Source organism: Bradyrhizobium paxllaeri (genome assembly GCF_001693515.2).
In the GTDB taxonomy this organism is placed as follows: Bacteria; Pseudomonadota; Alphaproteobacteria; order Rhizobiales; family Xanthobacteraceae; genus Bradyrhizobium; species Bradyrhizobium paxllaeri.
Genome location: NZ_CP042968.1, coordinates 4,783,037 through 4,798,895, shown reverse-complemented (window position 1 = coordinate 4,798,895; position 15,859 = coordinate 4,783,037). Strand labels below are relative to the sequence as shown.

The 15,859-nt window shown below is 63.8% G+C and carries 19 protein-coding genes; 17 read left to right on the top strand and 2 right to left on the bottom strand.

All coding sequences use genetic code 11. The features are described from left to right. The first annotated feature begins 223 nt into the window (after positions 1–223). The 9 genes from LMTR21_RS22945 to LMTR21_RS22905 all read left to right on the top strand — a co-directional run bounded on the left by LMTR21_RS22945 (position 224) and on the right by LMTR21_RS22905 (position 6,615). A complete protein-coding gene (locus LMTR21_RS22945) occupies positions 224–1,117 on the top strand; it encodes a carbohydrate ABC transporter permease (RefSeq protein ID WP_246174006.1) in 894 nt (297 codons plus the stop codon). Between the two features lie 7 nt (positions 1,118–1,124). Further along, complete coding sequence (locus LMTR21_RS22940) at positions 1,125–1,961, top strand: carbohydrate ABC transporter permease (protein WP_057839066.1); 837 nt, start codon at positions 1,125–1,127, stop codon at positions 1,959–1,961. Between the two features lie 61 nt (positions 1,962–2,022). Next, a complete protein-coding gene (locus tag LMTR21_RS22935; RefSeq protein ID WP_065754790.1) occupies positions 2,023–3,309 on the top strand; it encodes an extracellular solute-binding protein in 1,287 nt (428 codons plus the stop codon). A 76-nt stretch (positions 3,310–3,385) separates the two neighbouring features. Beyond that, positions 3,386–4,480 (top strand): ABC transporter ATP-binding protein, encoded by a 1,095-nt coding sequence (locus LMTR21_RS22930; protein ID WP_065754791.1) that lies wholly within the window; start codon positions 3,386–3,388, stop codon positions 4,478–4,480. Positions 4,481–4,590: 110 nt separating this feature from the next. Further along, on the top strand, positions 4,591–4,815 hold the full coding sequence (locus LMTR21_RS22925) for a hypothetical protein (protein WP_065754792.1): 225 nt from the start codon (positions 4,591–4,593) through the stop codon (positions 4,813–4,815). Between the two features lie 32 nt (positions 4,816–4,847). Next, positions 4,848–5,069 (top strand): hypothetical protein, encoded by a 222-nt coding sequence (locus LMTR21_RS22920; protein ID WP_057839070.1) that lies wholly within the window; start codon positions 4,848–4,850, stop codon positions 5,067–5,069. A 104-nt stretch (positions 5,070–5,173) separates the two neighbouring features. Next, positions 5,174–5,530 (top strand): DUF6152 family protein, encoded by a 357-nt coding sequence (locus LMTR21_RS22915; RefSeq protein WP_065754793.1) that lies wholly within the window; start codon positions 5,174–5,176, stop codon positions 5,528–5,530. A gap of 6 nt (positions 5,531–5,536) precedes the next feature. Continuing rightward, positions 5,537–6,025: a hypothetical protein gene (locus LMTR21_RS22910; protein WP_084030811.1), complete on the top strand. Its 489-nt coding sequence runs from the start codon at positions 5,537–5,539 to the stop codon at positions 6,023–6,025. Positions 6,026–6,039: 14 nt separating this feature from the next. After that, positions 6,040–6,615, top strand: a complete 576-nt coding sequence (locus LMTR21_RS22905) for a histidine phosphatase family protein (protein ID WP_141688459.1) — start codon at positions 6,040–6,042, stop codon at positions 6,613–6,615. A gap of 7 nt (positions 6,616–6,622) precedes the next feature. Here the strand turns inward: LMTR21_RS22905 and LMTR21_RS22900 are convergent, their stop codons facing one another. Both LMTR21_RS22900 and LMTR21_RS22895 read right to left on the bottom strand, forming a co-directional pair. After that, on the bottom strand, positions 6,623–7,060 hold the full coding sequence (locus LMTR21_RS22900) for a hypothetical protein (protein WP_141688460.1): 438 nt from the start codon (positions 7,058–7,060) through the stop codon (positions 6,623–6,625). Between the two features lie 308 nt (positions 7,061–7,368). Next, positions 7,369–8,367, bottom strand: a complete 999-nt coding sequence (locus tag LMTR21_RS22895) for an IS110 family RNA-guided transposase (RefSeq protein WP_084030388.1) — start codon at positions 8,365–8,367, stop codon at positions 7,369–7,371. A gap of 700 nt (positions 8,368–9,067) precedes the next feature. On the opposite strand from LMTR21_RS22895, the gene LMTR21_RS22890 reads away from it, so the two are divergent. From LMTR21_RS22890 to thiL, 8 genes are all read left to right on the top strand, one after another. Beyond that, positions 9,068–9,691 (top strand): glutathione S-transferase family protein, encoded by a 624-nt coding sequence (locus tag LMTR21_RS22890; protein WP_065750582.1) that lies wholly within the window; start codon positions 9,068–9,070, stop codon positions 9,689–9,691. 297 nt (positions 9,692–9,988) lie between these two features. Then, positions 9,989–11,290, top strand: a complete 1,302-nt coding sequence (gene glyA, locus LMTR21_RS22885; protein ID WP_065750583.1) for a serine hydroxymethyltransferase — start codon at positions 9,989–9,991, stop codon at positions 11,288–11,290. Positions 11,291–11,302: 12 nt separating this feature from the next. Then, complete coding sequence (gene nrdR, locus LMTR21_RS22880) at positions 11,303–11,785, top strand: transcriptional regulator NrdR (RefSeq protein ID WP_057839076.1); 483 nt, start codon at positions 11,303–11,305, stop codon at positions 11,783–11,785. Next, positions 11,782–12,933: a bifunctional diaminohydroxyphosphoribosylaminopyrimidine deaminase/5-amino-6-(5-phosphoribosylamino)uracil reductase RibD gene (gene ribD / locus LMTR21_RS22875; RefSeq protein WP_065750584.1), complete on the top strand. Its 1,152-nt coding sequence runs from the start codon at positions 11,782–11,784 to the stop codon at positions 12,931–12,933. The genes nrdR and ribD overlap by 4 nt, the downstream gene beginning before the upstream one ends. Continuing rightward, a complete protein-coding gene (locus LMTR21_RS22870; protein WP_065750585.1) occupies positions 12,933–13,541 on the top strand; it encodes a riboflavin synthase in 609 nt (202 codons plus the stop codon). The genes ribD and LMTR21_RS22870 overlap by 1 nt, the downstream gene beginning before the upstream one ends. Before the next feature lie 118 nt (positions 13,542–13,659). Continuing rightward, entirely contained in the window at positions 13,660–14,151 is a 492-nt protein-coding gene (gene ribH, locus LMTR21_RS22865; protein WP_065750586.1) for a 6,7-dimethyl-8-ribityllumazine synthase, read from the top strand. A gap of 3 nt (positions 14,152–14,154) precedes the next feature. Further along, complete coding sequence (gene nusB / locus LMTR21_RS22860) at positions 14,155–14,649, top strand: transcription antitermination factor NusB (RefSeq protein ID WP_065750587.1); 495 nt, start codon at positions 14,155–14,157, stop codon at positions 14,647–14,649. Beyond that, entirely contained in the window at positions 14,642–15,634 is a 993-nt protein-coding gene (thiL, locus tag LMTR21_RS22855) for a thiamine-phosphate kinase (protein WP_246173993.1), read from the top strand. The genes nusB and thiL overlap by 8 nt, the downstream gene beginning before the upstream one ends. Positions 15,635–15,859 lie beyond the last annotated feature (225 nt).

The following is a 15,859-nucleotide window of genomic DNA, read 5'->3' as shown; positions in this document are numbered from 1 at the left end:
TTGTTTTTTTGCCAACCTCAAGTCGCGTCGCTGCTCGCGGATGCTTTGCAGTACCGCCGGGCGTTCACACTTCCCTCGCACCATCTGATTGTGCCCGTTGCATAATCCGGATTGACTAGCCTTCGACGCCCCGCCCATAATCCCAAAAAAATACAGGCTTCACGCACGTAGCGGCCGATAATAAGAGTCGTGACGGCTTGACGCCCAAAATGGGGAAACGGGCTTGTCGGCATCACGGCGTCCCATGTTCGGCGAGCAACAGCGCTTCGTGCTGCTTCTGATCGCGCCGGCTGCGCTGTTGATGTTGCTGTTTCAGGTCGTGCCGATCGTGATCGGCGCCAACGCCAGCTTTCGCGACTGGGCGCTCTACAATCCCAAAAAGACCTGGATCGGCTTCGACCACTATGCGGCCGTGATATCGGATCCGGCGTTTCTCTACGTGGTGCTGCCGAACACGTTCCTGTTCATGGTGCTCAGCGTCGCCGGCGCGCTGGTGACGGGGCTGGCGCTGGCGCTGCTGCTCAATCGTCCATTCCGCGGGCAGAAGCTGGTGCAGACGATCCTGCTGGTGCCCTTGATGGTGGCGCCGGTGGTTGCAGCGATCATGATCCGATGGATCTTCAACGACCAGTTCGGCATTGCGAATGTGGTGCTGGAAGCCATTGGCCTCGAAGGCCAGCCCTGGCTGGTGCAGCGCTGGAGCGCCTTCGGCATCATCCTTCTGACCGACATCTGGCTGTGGACGCCGTGGTTCACGCTGTTGCTGCTGGCGGGCCTGCAGAGCCTGCCGAAGGAGCCGTTCGAGGCCGCCGCGATCGACGGCACCACCACCTGGCGTGTGTTCCGCTACCTCACGCTGCCGATGTTACGCCCTGTCATCGTGGTCTGCGTGGTGATCCGCGCCATCGATGCCTTCCGCACCTTCGATATCGTGTGGACGCTGACCGGCGGCGGGCCCGGCCGCTCCACGGAGCTGTTCAGCCTCTATGCCTACGTGCTCGCCTTCCTCAATCTCGATCTCGGCCGCGGCTCGGCGGCGGCGATCGTCGGCGGGCTGATCATCCTCGTACTCGGCGTGGTGATGTACCGTCTCGTCGACCGCATTGCGAAGGCTTAGACCGCTCATGCCGATGGTGACACGCCCCGCATTCCTCCCCGGCCTGCCGAACTGGAGCCGCAAGACTTTCTTTGCCCTCGCGCTGGCTGCGATCTGCTTCGCCTTCGCCTTTCCGGTGCTGTGGCTGATCCTGACCTCGCTGCGCCCGGAGTCCGGTGTCTATTACGTGCACCGCGGCACCGAGTTCACCCTGGGCAATTTCAAGGAGGTGCTCGGCCAGGAACGCATCGTCGAGGCCTTCATCAATAGCGCCGTCATCTCGACGCTGGCGACGGTGTTTTCACTGCTGGTGACCGTATCGAGCGGCTACATGCTGTCGCGCTTCACCGGACCCGCGGCGCGGATGTGGTTCGGTACCATCTACGTGTTCCGCTGCGTGCCCTACATCTCCTGGGTCCTGCCGCTCTACTTCGTGGTACAGAGCTGGGGCATTTACGACACCTATGTCGGGCTGCTGCTGCCGCATATCGCCGTCCACATCTGCTTCTTCTCCTGGCTGATGAAGGGCTTTTTCGATGGCATCGATCCCTCCATGGAATATGCCGCCATGATCGACGGCTGCAGTCGCTGGGGCGCGTTCATCCGCGTCGCCATTCCCTCCGCGCTGCCGGCCATTTCCGCACTTGCCGTGCTGTGCTGGCTGTTCACCTGGAACGAATTTTTGTTCGCGCTGATCCTGACCGGAAACCGCGTACCGGTGATCACGGTCGTGATGGCGCAGTTTGTCACGGAAATGGGCCTGCACTGGAATCTGATGGCAGCGACTGCCGTGATGGCCCTGCTGCCGGCCTTCCTGATCGCGCTGTTCGGCCAGAAATACGTGATCAGGGGATTGAGGATCTGACTACCGAAGGAAAGACCAAGCCGAGGCAACGAAAGACACAATAAAAGGAGGAGGAGAGGCGATGCAGGGACTGGCGAGATGGTTGATGGCGGCGGCTGCGGCCCTGGTGGCTGTGACCGGCAGTGCCGTCGCACAGGTGAAAGAGCTGCGGATCGGCTACCAGCCGAGCCCGATCCAGGACGCCTCGATCGCGATGTTCGAGGCCTGGGGCGCCAAGAACGGCGTCAAGATCGTCAAGGTGCCGAACTCCTACGGCGTCTATGTCGAGAAGATGACGGCGTCGCTGACCTCGAACTCGGATCAGTATGACGTGATCTGGCACAATGACGACTGGGGTCAGACCTGGGCGCATCTGCTGGAGCCGACCGACGATGTCGAAGCCAACAAGTTTGGCTCCAAATGGAGCATGTCGCCCATCGTGTTTGCCAACGCGCAGGGGCAGAACACGGTCGTGCCGATGGGCCAGACTTTCAGCGTGTTCTTCTACCGATCCGACCTCGTCAAGCCAGAGGAAGTGCCGAAGACGCTGGAAGAGCTCGTCACGGTGAGCAAGAAGCTGCAGGCCGATGGCAAGGTGAAGTTCGGCTATGTCGGCGGCATGTCGATGAACCACTCCTGGTTCAGCTGGTTCTGGTCGATGTGGGCCAACAATTGCGACGTGCTGCTGCCGGCCTACGAGCGCGACAACAAGAAGCTCGCGGAAGCCGGCTGGAAATCGGGCTTGACCGACCCCTGCATGCAGAAGACGGTGGAGTATTGGTGGGATGCGATCAACACCCACAAGATCTCGCCGCGCGGCATGCCGGCCTATGACCGCAACGAAGCCAACGCCATCTTCATGGCTGGCGACGCCGCGTTCACGGTGGCTGACACGTTGTGGTGGGGCCAATTCAACGATCCCAACAAGTCGAAGGTTGCCGGCAAGATCGCCGCCGCGCGCTTCCCACTCGGTCCCGACCGGAAGAAGCCGTTCGGCTGGGACGACATCTGGGGCTGGGCAATCCCGAAATCCATACCGGAAGAGCGCAAGAAGCTCGCCAAGCAGATGCTGAATGCGATGATGCTGGACGAGGAAGGCCAGGCCAAAATGTTCAAGGCGACCGGCGCGCCGCCGCCCAACACCACGTTCTGGCCGAAGATCGCCGAGCAGGATCCCTTCATGAAGCTGTTGAAGGAGGCTGTGCTCGACTCCCCTGACAAGGTGCGCGGCGCCTATTACTTCCCGCAATGGCCCGCCGTGCACAAGGCGTTCAACGACGCCGTCACCAAGGCCGTCACCGGCAAGCGCGAGGACATCGCAAAAGTGCTCGCCGAGAACGCCCCGCTGGTCAGCAAGGCGGCACAGTAGTCAACAACATGAAGCCCGCCGCGCAGCTTGCGGCGGGCTTTCCAAAAACAGCAGCAGGTTCGATAGCGGCGAGGCGATGGCAGCAATCTCACTGAGCAAGCTCAACAAGCATTATGGCTCGCTGTTTCACGCCGTGAAGGACGTCGATCTCGAGATTGCCGACAAGGAGTTCGTGGCGCTGGTCGGCCCGTCCGGCTGCGGCAAGTCGACCACGCTGCGCATGATCGCAGGGCTGGAGGACATCAGCAGCGGCGACATCCGTATCGGCAACAAGGTGGTCAATCACCTGCCGCCGCGCGACCGCGACGTCGCCATGGTGTTCCAGAACTACGCGCTCTACCAGCACATGAGCGTCTACGACAATCTCGCCTTCGGCCTGCGCAACAAGAAGACGCCGGAAGCCGAGATCAAGACGGCGATCGACCGCGCTGCCGGCATGCTCGGGCTGCATGATCTGCTGCAGCGCAAGCCGAAGCAATTGTCCGGCGGCCAGCAGCAGCGCGTCGCGCTCGGCCGCTGCATCGTCCGCAATCCGCAGGTGTTTTTGTTCGACGAGCCGCTGTCCAATCTCGACGCCAAGCTGCGTGCCCAGATGCGCATCGAGATCAAGCGCCTGCATGCGGAGATCCCGACCACCTCGGTGTTCGTGACCCACGACCAGGTCGAAGCCATGACACTCGGGGACCGCGTCGTCATCATGCGCGACGGCCGCATTCAGCAGATCGGCACGCCGCTGCAGGTCTACGGCAAGCCGGCCAACAAGTTCGTCGCCGGTTTCATCGGCGCGCCCGCGATGAATTTTATCGACGTCAACGTGCGCAGCGCGGCGGGTGTGACGTCGGTCGAGACGGAGGGCCTTCGGCTGACGATCGGGCCCGCGGATGCGTCCGCACTCGCGGCGCATAGCGGCCGCCGCGTGATCATGGGCATGCGGCCGGAGCACCTCTCACTCGGCACCGGCGCCCCGGGCCTTGGTTTCGATGCCCATGTCGAGGTCGTCGAACAGCTCGGCTCGGAAATCCTGCTGGAGACGCGAGTCGGCGGCGCCACCGTTACCGCCGCGCGCGTGCCGGCGGAAAGTGCCGTTGCGCGCGGCGATCAGGTCCGCCTGTCGGCGCAGGCCGGCCGCCTGCATTTCTTCGATCCGGAGACCGAACTGCCGATTTCCTGAGTGAAATCAGGCCGAAGCATTTTGTTTCGGCTGCCTGAGTTCCGGGTTCCAAAAAAAGGAACCATTCCGCTCCTTGCGCATTGTCGGCCCGGCCATAAAACAGGTGGGGCATGCTGGTCGAGCGTGGGTTGCAGGTCATGAACTTCGGGGTGGTGGACGGTGCCTATGCCATCGCCTTGAACTACCTCCGCAGGACCGGCGCCATCGCCGACAGCTTCGCCACCGACGAGCGGCTGCTCGAAATCATCGTCAAGATGTTCCAGCTCGGCGAATTCAACCGGATCAGGCTCGCCAACCGGGCGATCAGCAGATTCGAAGCCGGCGTACCGGCCTGACCGCAACAGTGTCATCCCTACAGGAGAATTCCATGGAAGCCGCGATCGACCGCATCATGCAGACCTATGATCTGCTTCTGAACTGCACGGCCGCGGCCAGCGATGAGGCGCGCGCCAAGGTGACGGCCTATCTCACCACGCTGGTCGAGGCCGGCGAGAAGGATCCACACCGGCTGACCGTGTGCGGCCTGACTTACCTGCGCCAGCTCGACGGCAGCAACGATCCGGTGAAGGCGGGATATACGGGGCTGTAACGGTAGGGACGGTTGATCGGCGCAACGCGCCCATTGCAGTAGCAGGTCTTGCTGCCGTGCGCGCGCCGCCATAGATTCCGCGATCTGATCGACGGAGGCGCGCCATGGCCTTGATCACGCGTCGTTTGTTGTTGTCGCTGGCGGCAGCGCTCGTGCCGGCTTCGGCCATCGCCCATCACGGCTGGGGCGGATACGATACGTCGAAATCGTTCACCGTCACCGGCAAGATCCTGAAATCGACCTTCGAGAACCCGCATTGCGAGATCGAGATGGTGGTCGACGGCAAGCACTGGCACTTCGTCCTGGCGCCGCCCTCGCGCATGCAGGCGCGTGGTGCTACCGCTGACCTGATCGCGCCCGGCAAGACCTGCACCGTGTTCGGCTATCCTCACACAACCAAGCCGGACGAGGCGCGGATCGAATATATCGTGCTCGACGGCAAGCGCATCGAGTTGCGGTAGGCGCGCGTGGAACAGCAGCCGGCAGCATCGATCTTCCTGACGCTGCAGGAAAGCGCGCTGGGGCACACGATGCGCGCTTCGCCCGCGCTTTATCCCGCGGTCGAGATCTTACACATCATCGGGTTTGTGGTGCTGGTCGGATCGATCCTGGCGCTCGATTTGAGGCTGCTCGGGCTCGGGCGCGCGATTGCGATCCAGCCGATGGCGCAATTGCTGTTGCCGGTGTCGCGCGCGGGCTTTCTGCTCGCGATCTGCATGGGGTTTCTGCTGTTCAGCGCCGATGCTTCGCATGTCGTGAAAAACCCGGCATTCCAGGCCAAGGCGCTGCTGATTGCGGCGGCGCTTACCAACATCGTGATCGCACATGCGATCCCATGGCGCCATGTCGAGCAGTGGGGAAAGGAAGCCTCTGGCGGCGCCAAGGCGACGGCGCTGCTTTCGATCCTGCTGTGGCTCGGCGTCATCTGTGCGGGACGACTGATTGCCTACTTCTAGCGAGGTCAGCGGCCATGTCGTTCATTCGTTTCGTCATCGTCGCGGTCTTTGTCGGCTTCTGCGCCACGGTGGAGACCGCCACCGCGGACGAGGCCGCCAAGGCCTGGAACGCCCTGCGCGCCGGCGGGCATGTCGCGCTGATGCGGCATGCCGATGCACCAGGAGGCTTCGGCGATCCGCCCGGCTTCCGCGTCGAGGATTGCGCCACCCAGCGCAACCTCAGCGCCAAGGGCAGGGCGGACGCGGAAAAGATCGGCGCGCGGCTCAAGCGGGAAGAGATCGCGTTCCAAAAGATCCTGAGCTCGCCATGGTGCCGATGCATCGACACGGGCATGTTGATGAACCTCGGCACGGTCGAGACCGAGGCGACGTTCGGCAATGTCGTGGTGTTGCGTGATCAAAGGGATACGCTGACGGCGGGAGGGCGTGCGCTGATCGCCAAATGGACGGCAGGCGGAAACCTGCTCGTCGTGACACACGGGGCGAACATTTCGGCGCTGACCGGCGTCTCGCCCGCCAGCGGCGAGATCGTCGTCGTCAAAGGCGGCAGCGATCGCGCCGAGCCGGTCGGCCGTTTGCTGCTCGATTGAGCCGATGCTAGCGCGCGTCCGCTCTGGCGTCCTTGTTGCGGTAACGGTTCCAGTTGGCGATCACGGCCTCATATCTGACCGCCTTCGCTGCAGTCTGGAGGGGCGCGCCTTGTCCTTGCGTCCCGTGGGTGCTCGTATCTGGAAAGACGATAAAGTATCCGAGCAGGCCGACGACCATCGCGCCGTAAATCAGGAAGGCCGTCATCAGCACGCGCCGCGTCTTGGCCTTGCGCTCGTTTGGTGGGAATGAGCTAGCCATATTGGAAAATCCATCTGTCAGCACCCCGGATGGGTTATAGGCGTAGTCCAAACGCCGGCATGTGATCTGGTTCACGCGGCGGCCGGCGAAAATCTCGCGCAGGTTGAGGAGCAAATCAGCTAGATATTGTGTCCAGCCGCCCGCGCAAAAATTCTCCGCTTTCGTTCTCACCCAAATCAGTCGCATAACTCCGCTTGTCTCACCCGATGGAGGGGCGGCTCGCGATCGTCACGAACGTGCGGTGAGATGCGATGGACGCTGATGTCACGACGACGGACGTGACGTGAGGCGTACGGCGAAGTCGTGTGGTCCGGGCGCCGCGGTGCTGGCGTTAAGTCGCGTGGAAGTTTTTCGCGTGGCGACGGAGGCAAAAGAGCCGTTCTCCGGGGAGCAACTGTGTTGATGTAGCCCTGTGATCGGCTGGCCTCAAGGCTGGCGCTACGCGCCACCGCCTCCGGCGGCTGACGGCCTTGACCCCATCCGCTCACCGGTCTTTAGGCTGGGCATGCGCTCGGCGGAAGCCGAGCGGGGTCGCTCACTTTGTAGCGGTTGGCGTCCCATTTTTGGCGTCGCGCGATCATGGTGTTGAGGATGACGATGAGCTTGCGCATACAGGCGGTGAGCGCAACCTTCGGCTCCTTTCCCTTGGCGATCAGGCGGTCATAGAACGCCTTGAGCACGGGGTTGTGCTGGGTCGCAGCTCCCATGCAAGGCATGTAGAAGAGGTTGCGGGCCTTTCGGCGTCCGCCCTTGATGTGGCGGTTGCCCCGCCGTTGGCCACTATCGTCATCGTAAGGTGCTACCCCCAACAAGGCCGCGACGATATTGTCGTTCACCTGGCCCAGTTCCGGCATCGTCGCGATCAGTCCGGCGGAAGTGATCTTGCCAAGTCCCGGCACGCTCTCGATGATCTCGGCGAGCTCGGCAAAATGCGGTGTCGCTTTGACCTGGGCTGCGATCGCAGTATCGAGCTTGGCGACTTCGACGGCAATCTTCTTCAAGAGCCGCGCCTGCATTTTCTGCACGACGTCCGGCACGGAATGCTCGCCACTGTTTTTCAAGCTAGTCTGTAGATCGAGCAGTCCTTGGCGTGCATTGACGATCTTGACCAACCTCTCGCGTGCCGCGTCGTAGGCTTGGCCCGGTGCTTCGGTGAAGGTCTCGGCGAACCAGGCGATCATCTCCGCATCGATCGGATCGTTCTTGGCGAGGCGTCCGGCCGAGCGGGCGAAGCTGCGCACCCGCTTCGGGTCGACGATCCGGACTTCGATGCGGGCCTCGCGCAGCGCCTTGGCCCAGTCCTGCTCATAACCGCCGGAAGCCTCCATGGCTGCCTTGCCGCCCCTGTGTTTGCGAAGCCAGCGGATCAGGGCACGCTGCCCCTCCGCGGTACTTGGGAACGTCTGCCATTGAGACAGCGAGCGAATGCACGCATCCACCTTGTCCTTGGCCACATCAATACCGACGACAACGACCTCATCTTGTGCCATCATCCACTCCCTTCCTTGCTCGGTTCGGGCTCGAAGCCCGTGCAACTGTTCGGGTTGAGGAAGACCACCGGATCTGTCCCTCGCTCCCCGACAGGCTCTCGGCCTTTGAGCACGAACGGGATCAGATCCAGCGACGGGCGGTTGGTCAGAACCGCCCGTTCGCACATTCTGGCAGATTTTGCGGACACAAGAGCACGAAGTAAGCCGTAAAGCCATTGCGCAGGGAAGGCCGGGATGCTCCCGCTGTACCTGTATGCTCGCGTGCGTTTTTTGCTATGCGCAACGGCACACGAGACCTCGGGTGCGGCAAGCACCCGGTCTTCCCTGCGCCCTCTTGATTGGAGCGAGGGCAAACGAAGATGCAAACCTCGGGCGATGAACGTCGCGAGAGTGCATCCTCATATTCGGTTGTCATCCCCGCGAAGGCGGGGATCTAGTATTCCAGAGACGTTGATGACAGAACCGAGAGGCCGCGGCGTACTGGATCCCCCGCATGCGCGGGGGATGACGATAGTGTGTTGCGCTGCTACCACCTCGTCATTGCGAGCGCAGCGAAACCCATCACGACATGCGCCGTATGAGTGGCATTGATGGGTATCGCTTCGCTCCACTTATCCTACGGTCTGGGATGTTGATTGCGTCACTTCGTTCGCAATGACACTCTCAAGCCAACCGCGTGCCAACGACAACCAGAGGAAACCCCATGCTCACGCTCCATCATCTCAACGACTCCCGCTCGCAGCGGATCCTGTGGTTGCTGGAAGAGCTCGCGCTCCCGCACGAGATCAAGCGCTATCAGCGCAACGTCGAGACGCGGCTCGCACCGCCGGAGTTGAAAGCGGTTCATCCGCTCGGCAAATCGCCTGTTATCACCGACGGCGACACCACGATTGCCGAGTCGGGCGCGATCGTCGATTACATCATCCGCCGTTATGGCAAGGGCGCGATGATGCCGGCGCCCGGCAGCGCCGACTACGAATCCTACAACGAGTGGCTGCATTATTCCGAAGGCTCGGCGATGTTGCCGCTGATGCTCAACCTCTATGTTGGCCGGCTGAAGGAGGCGGGCGCGCCCCTGCATCCGCGCATCGACAGCGAACTCGCCAACCACCTCGGCTATGTCGACGGCGCGCTGAAGGGCCGGGAATTCTTCGTCGGGGCGTCGCTGACCGGCGCCGACATCCAGATGAGCTTTGTCGGTGAGATGGCAAAAGTGTTCGGCAAGCTCGATCCCTATCCGAACCTCGCTGCCTGGCTGACACGCATGCACGCCCGCCCGGCGTTCCAGCACTCGGTCGCCAAGGGCGGGCCGTACCGGTTTGCGTGAGGGGGCGTCGTCATTCCGGGGCGCGAAGCGAACCCGGAATCTCGAGATTTCCGGGTTCGATGCTTTGCATCGCCCCGGAATGACGGTGAGTGGAGTTTCTGACCGGAGATGACGGGCAGCAGGCGCCCCTTGGAACCCCCTACATCCCCACCATATCTGGCATAATACCAGCGGGATACCGCAAATGCTTGGCCATTCCGGCCCGGATATGGTATCCCGCAGGCGCTTCTTTCGACCGCCACACCAGACCGCCCGCTACGCCCCTAAGGGCCCGCGGCGGTGGAGATATTTCGCCCTATGACCACCAGCGCCAAGACTGCCTCCGCGCCCGACTCGTTCTTCACGGCCAGCCTTGCCCAGGCTGACCCGGAAATCGCCGCCGCGATCAAGGGCGAACTCGGCCGCCAGCAGCATGAGATCGAGCTGATCGCGTCCGAAAACATCGTCAGCCGGGCCGTGCTGGAAGCGCAGGGTTCGGTGATGACCAACAAATACGCGGAAGGCTATCCGGGCGCGCGGTACTACGGCGGTTGTGAATGGGTCGACGTCGCCGAAACGCTGGCGATCGAGCGCGCGAAAAAGTTGTTCGGCGCCCAGTTTGCCAACGTGCAGCCGAACTCCGGCAGCCAGATGAACCAGGCGACGTTCCTGGCGCTGCTGCAGCCCGGCGACACCTTCATGGGCCTCGACCTCGCCGCGGGCGGCCACCTCACCCACGGCTCGCCAGTCAACATGTCCGGCAAGTGGTTCAAGGCTTCGCACTACACGGTGCGGCGCGAGGACCAGATCATCGACATGGACGAGGTGGCCAAGCAGGCCGAGCAGGTGAAGCCGAAACTGATCATCGCGGGCGGATCGGCCTATTCTCGCGCGTGGGACTTCAAGCGCTTCCGCGAGATCGCGGACTCTGTCGGCGCCTATCTCCTGGTCGACATGGCGCATTTCGCCGGCCTCGTCGCCGGCGGCGTCCATGCTTCGCCTGTGCCGCATGCCCACGTCACCACTACCACCACGCATAAGTCGCTGCGCGGTCCGCGCGGCGGCCTGATCCTGTGCAACGACGAGACGATCGCCAAGAAGCTGAATTCGGCGATTTTCCCGGGCCTGCAGGGCGGTCCCTTGATGCACGTCATCGCCGCCAAGGCAGTGGCGTTCGCCGAGGCGCTGCGGCCGGAATTCAAGGTCTACGCCAAGAACGTCGTCGAAAATGCGAAAGCGCTGGCGGAAACGCTGCGCGGCCACGGCCTCGACATCGTCTCCGGCGGCACCGACAATCATCTGATGCTGGTCGACCTCAGGCCGAAGGGCCTGAAGGGCAACGTGTCGGAAAAGGCACTGGTGCGCGCCGCCATCACCTGTAACAAGAACGGTATTCCCTTCGATCCCGAAAAGCCATTCGTCACCTCCGGCCTGCGTCTCGGCACGCCGGCGGCGACCACGCGCGGCTTTGGCGTTGCCGAATTCAAGCAGGTCGGCGGCATGATCGCCGAGGTGCTCAACGCGCTGGCGCAGTCGGAGGACGGCAAGGCGCCGCTGGTGGAAGCCGCGATCAAGGAGCGCGTCAAGGCACTCACCGACCGCTTCCCGATCTATCAGTAAAGGCTCTGTTGGATGCGCTGTCCGAGCTGCAACAGTCTCGATACGCAGGTGAAGGATTCGCGTCCGACCGAGGATTCGGCCGTGATCCGGCGGCGGCGGGTGTGCATCGCCTGCAACTTCCGTTTCACGACCTTCGAGCGGGTGCAGTTGCGCGAGTTGACGGTCATCAAGCGCAACGGCCGCCGGGTGCCGTTCGACCGCGACAAGCTGGTCCGCTCGTTGCAGATCAGTCTGCGCAAACGTCCAGTCGATCCTGAAAGGGTCGAGAAGATGGTCTCCGCCATCGTGCGCGAGCTCGAAAGCGGCGGCGAGGCGGAAGTCTCCTCGGAGGCGATTGGCGAGATCGTGATGGAGCATCTGCGCCAGCTCGACGACGTCGCTTATGTCCGCTTCGCCTCCGTCTATCGCAATTTCCGCGAGGCCAAGGATTTCGAGACTGTGCTCGGCGAACTCACCGGCGAAGACGACGCGCGGGTCGCCACGTTGCGCAAATGATCTTCCGCATTCTGGAAGACCAGTACGGGCAGAAACTCAGGGAGTCCAAAGCCGCGGACCAGCGCTTCATGCAGCTGGCGCTGGCGCTCGGCCGACGCGGGCTGGGGCGGACCTGGCCGAACCCGGCGGTTGGCGCGGTCGTGGTGAAGGATGGTGTCATCGTGGGTCGTGGCTGGACTCAGCCCGGCGGACGGCCGCATGCCGAGCCCGAGGCGCTGAAGCGTGCCGGCGAGGCCGCACGGGGCGCCACACTCTATGTGACGCTCGAACCCTGCTCGCACTTCGGCAAATCGCCGCCCTGCGTCGACGCGGTAATTGCCTCCGGCATTGCGCGCGTGGTCTCGGCGATCGAGGATCCCAATCCCGAAGTGGCCGGGCAGGGGCACGCCAAACTCCGTGCCGCCGGCATGACGGTCGATGTCGGCCTCGGTGCCCAGGAAGCTGCGCGCGATCACGCCGGGCATTTCCGCCGCATCCGCGACAAGCGCCCGCATGTGATCCTCAAACTCGCCGTGTCCGCCGACGACAAGATCGGCGCCGCCGGCCACAAGCCGGTCGCGATCACTGGAGAGGCGGCGAAGGCACGCGTGCATCTGTTGCGCGCGCAATGCGACGCCATCCTGGTCGGGATCGGCACCGTGCTGGCGGACGATCCGCATCTGACCAGCCGCCTGCCGGGGATGGAGGGCGTCTCACCGGTGCGCGTGGTGCTGGATCGCGCGCTGCGGCTGCCCGGCACCAGCAAGCTGGTTCAGTCCGCGCGGCAGACGCCGCTCTGGGTGATGACCTCGGATTTCGCCGACGCTCCCGCGGCCATGAAGCTCGGCGCCGCCGGCGCGCAGGTGGTGCGCGTCGCCGCCACCGCCAAACCACCCGGACTGGACTTGCCGGCCGTGCTGCATGCGCTGTCCGGCAAGGGCATCACAAGGCTGATGGTTGAGGGCGGCTCCCGGGTAGCATCCTCCTTCATCGCTGGCGGCCTGATCGATGAAATCTGGCTGTTGCGCGGCCCTGACAAGATCGGCGCGGACGGTATTCCCGCGCTGGACGCATTGCCGCTCTCGGCAATCACCGGGTCGCCCGCGTTCAGGACACGTGCTAGCGAACCACTCGGCCAAGACACTCTCACTGTTTACGAGCGCGTTTAATGTTCACCGGAATTGTCACCGACATCGGCGAGATCACGGCCCTCACGCCAACGGCGCAGGGGCAGTTGCACCGCATGCGGATCGCCTGCCGCTATGACCAGACCACCATCGCCGACGGCGCCTCGATCGCCTGCAACGGGGTCTGCCTCACGGTGGTGGCCTCCGGCGTCGAGGGCGGCAAGACCTGGTTCGACGTCGATGCCGCCGCGGAAACGCTCGGCATGACCACGGCCACGCATTGGGCAAAAGGCACCAAACTAAATCTCGAACGGGCGCTGAAGATCGGCGACGAACTCGGCGGCCATATCGTTGCGGGCCATGCCGACGGCATTGCGACCATCGTCAAGCGTGACGATCTGCCCGATATGGCCCGGTTCGAGCTGCGGACCGCGCGCGAACTGGCCCGCTTCATCGCGGCCAAGGGTTCGGTCACGCTGGATGGCGTGTCGCTGACCGTGAATACGGTCGAGGATGTCACATTTTCGGTGCTGATCATCCCGCATACGCTCAGCGTCACCACGCTCAGCGGCTGGGCGGCAGGCAGCGAGGTCAATATCGAGGTCGACCTGATGGCCCGCTACGCGGCGCGGCTGTCGGAAATGAAGTGACGGCAAGGACAATTGTGTCATACGCGGGCTTGACCCGCGTATCCATCCTCTTAACAAGATGGCTTCCTGGCAGGATGGATTGCCGGGTCAAGCCCGGCAATGACGACGAAGGCAAACAATGGCAGACGCACGGCGCGCACCGCTGAAGGACCAGACCGACATCACAGGCGCGCGCGCGCTGATCGTCGAGGCGCGATTCTATGACGACATCCAGGACGCACTGCTGGAAGGCGCCGTCGCCGAACTGAAGGCCGCGGGCGTGATGCATGACGTCATCACGGTTCCCGGCGCGCTGGAGATTCCGGCCGCCATCGCGATCGCACTCGATGCCGCCGAGAGGAACGGCAAGCCCTATGACGCGGCGATCGCGCTCGGTTGCGTGGTCCGCGGCGACACCATCCATTTCGAAATCGTCTCGATCGAATCCTCGCGTGCGCTGATGGACCTGGCGGTCGCGCGCAAGATGCCGCTCGGCAACGGCATCATTACGGTGAATACCGACGAGCAGGCCTGGGCGAGGGCGCGCGCCAGCGAACTCAACAAGGGCGGCGACGCCGCGCGCGCGGCGCTGGCGATGCTGCGGATCAAACGCCGGCTGGCAAAGGCTTAGGCGATGGCGGACAACAAGAAGCCAGCGAGAGCTCCCGACAGGAAAGCCAACCGCCGCGGCGCGGCGCGGCTCGCTGCCGTGCAGGCGCTCTACCAGATGGACATCGCGGGCGCAGGGATCAACGACATCTTCGCCGAGTTCGAGAGCCACTGGCTCGGCAACGAGGTCGAGGGCGACAAATACCTGCCGGCGGAGGCCGCGTTTTTCCGCGACGTCGTATCGGGCGTGGTCCGCGACCAGGCCAGGCTAGATCCCCTGATCGACGACGCACTCTCCAAGGGCTGGCCCTTGAAGCGGATCGACGCGATTTTGCGTGCGGTGCTGCGCGCCGGCTCCTACGAGCTGGAGCACCGCAAGGACGTGCCGGGCCGCGTGGTCGTATCCGAATATGTCGACGTCGCGCATGCCTTCGTCGAAAAGGACGAGACCGGCATGGTCAACGCCGTGCTCGACCAGATCGCGCGCCAGTTCCGCGCCGATGAGTTCGCGCGTGGCTAGCGCCAAACCCGCGTCCGGCGAGGACTCGCTGATCGCGCGCTACTTCCGGCCGCTTGCAACCGATCCCGGCGCCTTCCGCCTCGACGACGACGCCGCCGCGCTGAAGCCCGATGGCGACGACATCGTGGTGACGGTGGATGCCATCGTCGAGGGCGTGCACTTCCTGCCCGACGATCCGCCCGATACCGTCGCACGCAAGGCGCTGCGGGTGAATCTCAGCGATCTCGCGGCGAAGGGGGCCAGGCCGGCCGGCTTCGTGCTGGCCCTGGCGCTCCGTGCCACCGACGAAGCCTGGCTAAAACCGTTCGCGGCGGCGCTCGGCGAGGATGCCGGGCAGTTCGGCTGTCCGCTGCTCGGCGGCGACACGGTATCGACCCCGGGACCGCTGATGATCTCGGTCACCGCCTTCGGCCGCGTGCCGCCGGGCAGGATGGTTCATCGCAGCGGGGCCAAGGCCGGCGAGCGGGTTATGGTGACCGGCACGATCGGCGACGCGGCGCTGGGGCTTGCTATTCTGAAGGGCGGGAAGATTCACGCCGCCACCGATCATGCTGCCCGGGAGGCGCTGGTCGGGCGCTATCGCGTGCCGCAGCCGCGTCTGGCGATGGCTGAAATCGTGCGCGAATATGCGAGCGCGTCGATGGACGTTTCCGATGGCCTCGCCGGTGATCTCGCAAAACTCTGCGGCGTGTCGGGCATCTCGGCCGTGATTGATCTGGAGCAGGTCCCGCTGTCCGGCGCGGCAGCGGATCTGGTGTCGCGCGGTATTGTCGGGATGGAAACATTGCTGGCCGGCGGCGACGATTACGAGATCCTGTGCACGGTGCCGGAGGCCCGCGTCGACGCCTTCGCGCAGGCTGCGCGGCGCGCTGGTGTATCAGTCGGTTCCATCGGAACGGCGGTGGCGGGGAGCGCCGCCCCGACGTTCGTCGACAAAGCGGGCAAAGAACTCGCGCTGGAGCGGCTGTCCTACAGCCACTTCTGACGGCGGGCTGGCTGCGCCTTCTTCGGCGGTCCCGCCACGCGGCAAATTTTTAGACCGATTAGCGGTGATTCCTTTCAAAATTAGACGGTTTTTGTCCCCGGCGGCGTTGCGCGGGGGTGGCGATTTTGGCAAGGTCCCCGCCGATTTGAGGTCACCCTTTTGGGGAGGGTAGGCCTCCTAAATCTCCTAAATAATGCGCCGGCCGCGCTCGCGGGATGGCGTGGG

What these genes read in the sequence shown, in the direction of transcription:
- LMTR21_RS22935 (WP_065754790.1), top strand. Translation starts at nt 2,023, where the DNA reads ATGCAGGGACTGGCGAGATGGTTGATGGCGGCGGCTGCGGCCCTGGTG.
- LMTR21_RS22925 (WP_065754792.1), top strand. Translation starts at nt 4,591, where the DNA reads ATGCTGGTCGAGCGTGGGTTGCAGGTCATGAACTTCGGGGTGGTGGAC.
- ribH (WP_065750586.1), top strand. Translation starts at nt 13,660, where the DNA reads ATGGCAGACGCACGGCGCGCACCGCTGAAGGACCAGACCGACATCACA.
- ribD (WP_065750584.1), top strand. Translation starts at nt 11,782, where the DNA reads ATGATCTTCCGCATTCTGGAAGACCAGTACGGGCAGAAACTCAGGGAG.
- LMTR21_RS22920 (WP_057839070.1), top strand. Translation starts at nt 4,848, where the DNA reads ATGGAAGCCGCGATCGACCGCATCATGCAGACCTATGATCTGCTTCTG.
- LMTR21_RS22940 (WP_057839066.1), top strand. Translation starts at nt 1,125, where the DNA reads ATGCCGATGGTGACACGCCCCGCATTCCTCCCCGGCCTGCCGAACTGG.
- LMTR21_RS22890 (WP_065750582.1), top strand. Translation starts at nt 9,068, where the DNA reads ATGCTCACGCTCCATCATCTCAACGACTCCCGCTCGCAGCGGATCCTG.
- LMTR21_RS22895 (WP_084030388.1), bottom strand. Translation starts at nt 8,367, where the DNA reads ATGATGGCACAAGATGAGGTCGTTGTCGTCGGTATTGATGTGGCCAAG.
- LMTR21_RS22915 (WP_065754793.1), top strand. Translation starts at nt 5,174, where the DNA reads ATGGCCTTGATCACGCGTCGTTTGTTGTTGTCGCTGGCGGCAGCGCTC.
- LMTR21_RS22900 (WP_141688460.1), bottom strand. Translation starts at nt 7,060, where the DNA reads ATGCGACTGATTTGGGTGAGAACGAAAGCGGAGAATTTTTGCGCGGGC.
- glyA (WP_065750583.1), top strand. Translation starts at nt 9,989, where the DNA reads ATGACCACCAGCGCCAAGACTGCCTCCGCGCCCGACTCGTTCTTCACG.
- nrdR (WP_057839076.1), top strand. Translation starts at nt 11,303, where the DNA reads ATGCGCTGTCCGAGCTGCAACAGTCTCGATACGCAGGTGAAGGATTCG.
- LMTR21_RS22870 (WP_065750585.1), top strand. Translation starts at nt 12,933, where the DNA reads ATGTTCACCGGAATTGTCACCGACATCGGCGAGATCACGGCCCTCACG.
- LMTR21_RS22930 (WP_065754791.1), top strand. Translation starts at nt 3,386, where the DNA reads ATGGCAGCAATCTCACTGAGCAAGCTCAACAAGCATTATGGCTCGCTG.
- LMTR21_RS22905 (WP_141688459.1), top strand. Translation starts at nt 6,040, where the DNA reads ATGTCGTTCATTCGTTTCGTCATCGTCGCGGTCTTTGTCGGCTTCTGC.
- nusB (WP_065750587.1), top strand. Translation starts at nt 14,155, where the DNA reads ATGGCGGACAACAAGAAGCCAGCGAGAGCTCCCGACAGGAAAGCCAAC.